Here is a 7,252-nt window from a genome sequence, read left to right on the forward strand (position 1 = left end):
GTCACCGCCGGGACCTGCGCCGCCGCGCCGGCCGCCACCGCGCGCTCGCGGGCGCGCTCCAGGGTGCGGGCGGCCGAGGCCAGCTTGGCCGACAGGCCGTCGAACGCCTCGCGGGCCGAGGCGATGTCGCTCAGCGACTTCTCCGCCGCGCCCAGCACCGCCCGCTCCTCGGCCAGCGCCGTCTCTTCGCCCTCGCGCGGATCGAGACGGTCGAGCTCGGCGAGGCGCAGGCTGAGCTCCTCGGTCTCGGCGGCGGCGCGGGCGACGAGGCTGCGCAGCTCATCGACCCTCGCCCGCGCCTCGCGCCACTCGGCGAAGCGCGCGGCGACGCGGTCCAGGGCCGGTTGCAGCCCGCCGAAAGCGTCGAGCAGCGGCCGGTGGGTGCGGGAATCCAGCAGCCCCACGGTCTCGTGCTGGCCGTGCACCTCGAGCAGCAGGTCGCCGACCTCCTTCAGCACGCCCACTCCGGTCGCCTGGTCGTTGACGAAGGCGCGGCTGCGGCCGTCGGCGCCGAGCGTGCGGCGCAGCACCAGGTCCTCGTCGCGGGCGTAGGAGAGGCCCTTTTCCTCCAGCAGGTCCCAGACCGGATGGTCGACGGCGGGCGCGAAGGCGGCGGAGACGGCGGCCTGATTTGCGCCCCGGCGCACCAGGCCCGCGTCAGCCCGCGCGCCGGTCGCCAGGCCGAGCGAATCGAGGATGATCGACTTGCCCGCCCCCGTCTCGCCGGTGAGCGCAGTCAGCCCCGGCCCGATGGACAGGTCCAGGGCCTCGATCAGGACGACGTCGCGGATCCACAGTCCGATCAGCATAGGTTCGGAAGATCACCTGGAATCAGGCGGCCTGGGAAGAGCGCGAACGCCGCAGAGAATCTCGTTTCGTTTCTGTCCGCCCGCTCAGCTCGCCGGCTGGACCGGCTGGACGGCGGAGGTGTCCGACGCCGGCGGGGGGGCGATGGTGCTCGACTTGCGGTGCACGAAGGGGATGTGCATCAGGCCGCGGCCGCGCTTCGGCTCCACGTCCGGACGATAGCCCTTGGAGGTGAGCAGCTTGTAGGCGACGCTGTACCAGGGATCGCCGGGGAAGTTGTAGCCCAGCACCGCGCCATCCTTCCGCGCCTCGTCGACCAGGCCGATCGTCAGATAGGCCTCGACGAGGCGGTAGAGCGCCTCGGGCGTGTGGCTGGTGGTCTGGTAGCGGTCGACGACGCTGCGGAAGCGGCCGATGGCCGCCAGGGTGTCGCCCTGGCGCAGGTAGTAGCGGCCGACCGTCATCTCCTTGCCCGCCAGCTGGTCCCTGACCATGTCGATCTTCAGGCGGGCGTCGGCGGCGTATTCGGTGTTCGGATAGCGCTGGACGACTTCCTGCAGGGTGTCGAGCGCCTGGCCGGTCGCGGCCTGGTCGCGGCCCACGTCGGTGATCTGTTCGAAGTAGCAGATCGACTTCAGATAGTGGGCGTAGGCCGCCGAGGGGTTGCCCGGATAGAGCTGGATGAAGCGGTCGGCGTCGGCGATCGCCTCGTCGTAGTTGTTGGCCTCATAGTGGGCGAAGGCCTGCATCAGGATCGACCGGCGCGCCCATTCCGAATAGGGGTGCTGGCGCTCGACTTCCTGGAAGTACTCGACCGCCTGGCTCCACTGGCGCTTGTCCAGCCGGTCCGCGCCGGCGGAGTAGAGCAGCTCCACCGGCCGCTCCTCGTACGCCAGTTGCGGCTTCTTCTTGCCGCCGCCGGAGCAGCCCGCCGCCGCGAGCGCGCAGATGCCTGCAATGAGCGCTGGGCGAACCCAGGAATTCCGAAGCAAGGACACCTTCACCTCAAGAGACAGCCAACGCGCGCCCCCGCGCCTTAACGCCAGTGCTTCTACACCAGGGCCGGGGCTGCGCAAACGGAACGGATTGGCGCGGCCGCGGGGAGGAGCGGAGGTTAGTACGCGCTCAATCCACAACTCCATGGCCGCAAGCCCGGCCGTGGCCCAGATTTGGCCCAGGTTCGCGCGGACACAGAACGCTGAGGGTTCGGCGCGAGCCGTCTCCGGCCGAAGCGCCGGGCCCTGACGCAGACACCGGAGCGCATTTCGGCCAGCGGCGCCCTGCCGGGCGCACGCGCCGCGGGCGTGCGCCCGCGCGACCGAGGACGAGCCGATGCCGCTGCCGCTGCAAGCCTTGAGGAACTCTCCGCCTCCCATCGTGCACGTCCGCGGCCGCAGCTTCATGGCCCTGGCGCTGGCGCCCGAGCCGCCGCTGGCCGCCTGGTTCGTCGAGCTCGACGAGCACCTGGCCGGCGCCGCCGGGCTGTTCACCAACCGGCCGATGGTCGTCGACCTTTCCCTGGCCGCCGCCGAAGGGCGCGATGCGGTGCTGATCCTGCTGGACGGGCTGGAGAGCCGCGGCTTCCGGATCATCGGCCTGGAAGGCGCCTCGCCCGGGCTGCTCGAGCACACCCATTGGGAACGGCTGCCCACCCAGCTCTATGGGCGCGAAGCGCCGACGCCGGTGAACGCGGCCCCTCCCCGGATCGGCGGCGAGTTGATCGAAGGCCCGGTGCGGTCGGGACAGTCCGTGGTCTGCGAGGCGGGCGACGTCACCATCGTCGGCGCCGTCGCGTCCGGCGCGGAAGTGATCGCCGGCGGTTCGATCCACATCTACGGCGCGCTGCGCGGCCGGGCGATCGCCGGCATCCGCGAAGGCGCGCAGGCGCGCATCTTCTGCAGCCGCATGGAGGCCGAGATGGTCGGCGTCGATCGGCTCTACCGCACCGCCGAGAACTGGGGCGCGCAGCTGCACGGCCGCGCCGTCCAGGTGCGCTCGGACCGCGGCGCGCTGCGCATTTCGGCGCTCGATTGAAAATCCGGGGAAGGAGTTCGCCATGTCCAAGGTGATGGTCGTCACGTCCGGCAAGGGAGGCGTGGGCAAGACCACCTCGTCCGCCGCCCTCGGCGCAGCCCTGGCCCAGGCCGGCCAGAACGTCGTGCTGGTCGACTTCGACGTCGGCCTGCGCAACCTCGACCTGATCCTGGGGGCCGAGCGGCGGGTGGTCTTCGACCTGGTCAACGTCGTCCAGGGCGACGCCAAGCTTCCGCAGGCGCTGATCCGCGACAAGCGGGTCGAGACCCTGCACCTGCTGCCGGCCTCGCAGACCCGCGACAAGGACGCCCTCACGCCTGAGGGCGTCGAGCGGGTGATCGGCGAGTTGCGCGAGCGCTTCGACTGGATCGTCTGCGACAGCCCCGCGGGCATCGAAAAGGGGGCGACGCTGGCCATGCGCCACGCCGACCTCGCCGTGGTGGTGGCCAACCCCGAGGTCTCCTCGGTGCGCGACAGCGACCGGATCATCGGCATGCTGGACTCCAAGACCCGCCGCGCCGAGGCGGGTGAGAAGATGGAGAAGCACCTGCTGCTCACCCGCTACGACGCTGGCCGCGCGTCCCGCGGCGAGATGATGAAGGTCGAGGACGTGCTGGAGATCCTGGCCATCCCGCTTTTGGGCGTGGTCTCCGAGAGCCCGGACGTGCTCACCGCATCGAACCTCGGCTTCCCCGTCACCCTGCACAATCCGGCCGCGCCGGCCGCGCGCGCCTATTCGGTCGCGGCGAAGAAGCTGCTGGGCGAGGAGGTCCGCGCCGAGCCCGCCGCCAAGCGCGGCCTGATGAGCCGGCTGTTCGGGCGCAGGGCCGCGGCATGAACCTGCTCAGCCTCTTCAACCGCAGCCGTTCGGCGCCGGTCGCGCGGGACCGCCTGCAGGTGCTCCTGGCGCACGAGCGCGCGCTTGGCGGCCGCGCCGACCTGGCGCAGGTGCTGGAGCGCGAGATCCTCGAGGTCATCGCCCGCCACATCCCGGTCGACCGCGACAAGGTGCTGGTCAAGCTGGAGCGCGGCGATCACGTCTCCACGCTTGCGATCGACATCGAGATGCCCGAGACGGCCCTGGCGCGCGGTTGAACGCGTGCAAGTCTCGCGACGGGCGCGCTCGACGCGACGCCGATCTAAGCGCGCGTTTCTGAAGTGGATACACTCCAGATAGGCGCTGTATCCGAAAGTATACAGTGTCGTCCGTCTACCCCTGGGTGGGATCTATTCTTTAGATCAACTGGAAATCGATTCCCCAATTCGTCAATTAACACGGCGTTAATCTAGAACGAGTCCAACCTCCTTAAGCATTCTTTTGTGAGATGAGGCAGGAACACGGGGTCCTGCCGATGCCGAAAAACCTCAGAAACTCGATCCTCCGCCTGCTGAAGGATCGCTCCGGCAACGTCCTCATCACCGCCGCGCTCGCCCTGCCGGTCGTGCTGGGAACGTTCGGCCTGGGCGCTGAGGGCGCGTCCTGGTTCGCCACAAAGCGGGCGCTGCAGAACGCCGCCGACGCCGCGGCGATCGCCGCAGCGACCAACGCCGGCCCGACCTACGACGTCGAAGCCAAGGGCGTCGCCGCCCAGTACGGCCAGAAGGACGGGACGGACGGAGTCACCGTCACCGCCGCCAACGACGTCCCCTGCCCGGCCGGCGCCGGCAAGGGGCCTTGCTACAGCGTGACGGTCACCCGCCCCATGCCGCTGATGCTGGCCCAGGTCGTCGGATACAGGGGCAACGCGGTGGTGAACGGAGCCCCGGCCCAGCTGGTCAGCGCCACCGCCGTGGCCGTCGAGGGACCGACCACCCGGACCTACTGCATCCTGGCGCTGGCTTCGGATGGACCTGTCAAAGCGCCCACTGCGCTGCTCGCCCACGGCGCGCCGAACGCGAACCTGTCCGGCTGCAACGTGATGTCCAACACGGGCGCGACCTGCACCGGCCACGACACCGGGGCTGACGTCGGCGACGCTCACACCACGAATAACGGCTGCGGCGTCGTCCAGCATTCGGGCGTCAGCGCCGCGCCCGACCCTTACGCCGACCTGGCGAAGAACATTCCGCCGGACCCCTGCAAAAGCAAAAATCCATCGAACCCCTATCCGCAGGAGACGAATGGGAATGGGAATGGGAACGGGAATGGGAATGGCAAAAACGGCAACAATACAGTCACTTGGACCCAGATATCGGGTGCAGTGAACTGGAGTGGCGTGACGCAGTTGTGCGGCGATGTCCAGATGATCGGCGACGTCACGGTCGCCGCCGGCACGACCCTCATCATCTACAACGGCCAGCTCGACACCGGCAACTTCACCCTGAGCGGGCCCGACGCCGGCATGACGATCATCTTCGCCGGCGACAACGGCAGCTACATCCATGCCCCCACCGGCAACGGCGCCCTCGACTACGCCTCACCGGATGAGAATAGCGCCAGTCCCTGGAAGGGGATGGCCATGTACCAGTCGCCCACGGCAACGAACGGGAGCGCCCTGAAAACCGGGGTCGACATGGCCGCCGCGGGCAACAGCCCGACCTGGAACATCTCCGGCGGCGTCTACCTGCCGTGGTCCAACGTCACCTTCAAAGGCGCGGTGAACAAGGCCCACAACGGCAACTCGTGCTTCAGCATGGTGGTCAACACCCTCACGGTCGACGGAACGGCCAACATCCTCGCCCATGGCGAGTGCAAAGAGCAGGGCACCCCCCAGATCGAGAACAAGGTCCCCGGCCGCGGCCAGTTGGTGATGTAAGATGCGCAGGCTCCTCAACCGCTTCAGGCGCGACGAACGCGGCGTCGCCGCCATCGAGATGGCCGGGGTCGGCGCCTTCTTCATCATCGGCCTGGTCAGCGTGACCGACGTCGGCCGCTACGCCTACCAGACCTCCGAGGTGAACGCCGCCGCCCAGGCCGGCGCCCAGGCGGCGCTGATGGCCTGCGACGTGGCGCACACCCCGGCGACGCTGCATTGCGACGGACTCCAGGCCGCGGTCACGACCGCCGTCCAGAGCACCGGCCTCGGCGAGAACGTCACCATCGATGGCGCGCTCAGCGAGGGTTACTACTGCCTCGACACCAGCAACAACCTCCAGCTGGCCGGCCCCGCGAACAACAAGCCCGCCGACTGCTCGGGGGTAGCCAAGGCCGCGACAGGCGCCGCGCCGACCCTCTATCTGCAGGCGCCCGTCACCTACACGTTCGAACCGCTGTTCCCGGGCCTGACGCTCGCCCAGGCGTTCGCGCCGCAGATCAAACGCACCGCCTGGATGAGGATGGCATGAAGAAGACCTTCCGCCTGCGCCGGTTCCTGCGCGACGAGAGCGGGGCGACCGCCATGGAATACGGCCTCGTCATGCCGCTGCTGATCATGGGCATCCTGGGCGCGATGTGGGCCGGCATGCTGATGTTCTCCGCCAGCAGCCTCGACCTGGCGGTGCAGGCCGCCGCGCGCTGCATGGCGGTCGACGCGAACCAGTGCGGGAGCGCCAGCGCCACCGAGACCTATGCGCAGAGCCAGTACAGCGGCCCGGCCATCTCCCCCGCCTTCACGGCGAGCGCCAGCGGCTGCGGCCACACGGTGACCGGCCAGGCGACTTTCGACCTCGGCATCCTGCCCGGGGTCGCCAATGTGCCGCTGTCGAGCAGCGCCTGCTACCCGTAGCCTGGCTGCTAGGTTCAGGCGTCGAAGGTCTCGCCCACCATCCGCTCGCTCAACGCCCACAGCGCCTTGGCGTGCTCCGGATCCAGGGCGTAGGGCTGCACCCCGCCGCGCACCGTCGGATCGTGGCTGAGCTCGGCGACCTGGCAGTCCTCGCAGTAGCGGCCGCCGACCGCGTCGGCCGCGGCGACGAGGCCGGCCCAGACCGAGGTCGCCGCGCCCTGCGGGATCGTCTTCCACTCGAAATCCGGCTGCTTCTCGAGCGTCTGGGTGAAGAAGGCGGGGTCCATGTGGCGGCCGAGCTCGGTCCGGATGACGCCGGGATGAACGGCCGCGGCGCGCAAGCCGCGGGCCTTCTGGCGCCGGTCGAACTCGACGGCGAAGAGGACGTTGGCGGTCTTCGACCGGCCGTAGGCGCCGAACGGGGTGTATTCGGTGTGCTCGAAGCTCGGATCATCCAGGTTGACGTCCGAGAAGCGGTGCGCGGCGGACGATAGGCCGACGAAGCGGCCGCCCGGGGCGATCAGCCCGGCGATGCGGTTGACGAGCACGAAGTGGCCGAGGTGGTTGGTCCCGAACTGAGTCTCGAAGCCGTCGGCGGTCCGGCCGAACGGCGTGGCCATGACGCCAGCGTTGGCGATCACCAGGTCGAAGGGCCGCCCGGCGGTGACCAGGGCGTCGGCGCACTTGCGCACGCTGGCCAGGGAGGCCAGGTCCAGCTCGACCAGCGAAAGGCTTCCGCCGTCGGC

General features: G+C 69.6%; 9 protein-coding genes. 6 read left to right on the forward strand and 3 right to left on the reverse strand.

From position 1 onward, the window contains the following. Both VJS38_RS19995 and VJS38_RS20000 read right to left on the reverse strand, forming a co-directional pair. Positions 1-809: AAA family ATPase (locus VJS38_RS19995; RefSeq protein WP_324089907.1), on the reverse strand; the 809-nt coding region annotated here is incomplete at its 3' end. Between the two features lie 84 nt (positions 810-893). Beyond that, a complete protein-coding gene (locus VJS38_RS20000; RefSeq protein ID WP_414692473.1) occupies positions 894-1,799 on the reverse strand; it encodes an outer membrane protein assembly factor BamD in 906 nt (301 codons plus the stop codon). A gap of 340 nt (positions 1,800-2,139) precedes the next feature. On the opposite strand from VJS38_RS20000, the gene minC reads away from it, so the two are divergent. The 6 genes from minC (at position 2,140) to VJS38_RS20030 (ending at position 6,506) form a co-directional block, all read left to right on the forward strand. Then, a complete protein-coding gene (gene minC, locus VJS38_RS20005; RefSeq protein WP_324089909.1) occupies positions 2,140-2,841 on the forward strand; it encodes a septum site-determining protein MinC in 702 nt (233 codons plus the stop codon). 22 nt (positions 2,842-2,863) lie between these two features. Further along, positions 2,864-3,679, forward strand: coding sequence for a septum site-determining protein MinD (gene minD / locus VJS38_RS20010; protein ID WP_324089910.1), 816 nt, complete (start codon positions 2,864-2,866; stop codon positions 3,677-3,679). Then, positions 3,676-3,936 carry a cell division topological specificity factor MinE gene (gene minE, locus VJS38_RS20015; protein ID WP_324089911.1) on the forward strand — a complete coding sequence of 87 codons (261 nt, stop codon included), beginning with the start codon at positions 3,676-3,678 and terminating at the stop codon, positions 3,934-3,936. Before minD ends, minE begins: the two co-directional genes overlap by 4 nt. Before the next feature lie 230 nt (positions 3,937-4,166). Beyond that, positions 4,167-5,597, forward strand: coding sequence for a pilus assembly protein TadG-related protein (locus VJS38_RS20020; RefSeq protein ID WP_324089912.1), 1,431 nt, complete (start codon positions 4,167-4,169; stop codon positions 5,595-5,597). A gap of 1 nt (position 5,598) precedes the next feature. Next, positions 5,599-6,126, forward strand: a complete 528-nt coding sequence (locus VJS38_RS20025) for a TadE/TadG family type IV pilus assembly protein (protein WP_324089913.1) — start codon at positions 5,599-5,601, stop codon at positions 6,124-6,126. Beyond that, positions 6,123-6,506, forward strand: a complete 384-nt coding sequence (locus VJS38_RS20030; protein ID WP_324089914.1) for a TadE/TadG family type IV pilus assembly protein — start codon at positions 6,123-6,125, stop codon at positions 6,504-6,506. Before VJS38_RS20025 ends, VJS38_RS20030 begins: the two co-directional genes overlap by 4 nt. Positions 6,507-6,520: 14 nt before the next feature. Here VJS38_RS20030 and VJS38_RS20035 read toward each other — a convergent pair. After that, positions 6,521-7,252, reverse strand: a 732-nt coding sequence (locus tag VJS38_RS20035; protein WP_324089915.1) for an SDR family oxidoreductase, incomplete at its 5' end; no start/stop codon positions are given.

This window comes from Phenylobacterium sp. (assembly GCF_035276905.1).
Classification (GTDB): domain Bacteria; phylum Pseudomonadota; class Alphaproteobacteria; order Caulobacterales; family Caulobacteraceae; genus Phenylobacterium.

Coding starts and splice junctions, on each gene's coding strand:
- minD (WP_324089910.1), top strand. CDS start 2,864: ATGTCCAAGGTGATGGTCGTCACGTCCGGCAAGGGAGGCGTGGGCAAG.
- VJS38_RS20020 (WP_324089912.1), top strand. CDS start 4,167: ATGAGGCAGGAACACGGGGTCCTGCCGATGCCGAAAAACCTCAGAAAC.
- VJS38_RS20030 (WP_324089914.1), top strand. CDS start 6,123: ATGAAGAAGACCTTCCGCCTGCGCCGGTTCCTGCGCGACGAGAGCGGG.
- minC (WP_324089909.1), top strand. CDS start 2,140: ATGCCGCTGCCGCTGCAAGCCTTGAGGAACTCTCCGCCTCCCATCGTG.
- minE (WP_324089911.1), top strand. CDS start 3,676: ATGAACCTGCTCAGCCTCTTCAACCGCAGCCGTTCGGCGCCGGTCGCG.
- VJS38_RS20025 (WP_324089913.1), top strand. CDS start 5,599: ATGCGCAGGCTCCTCAACCGCTTCAGGCGCGACGAACGCGGCGTCGCC.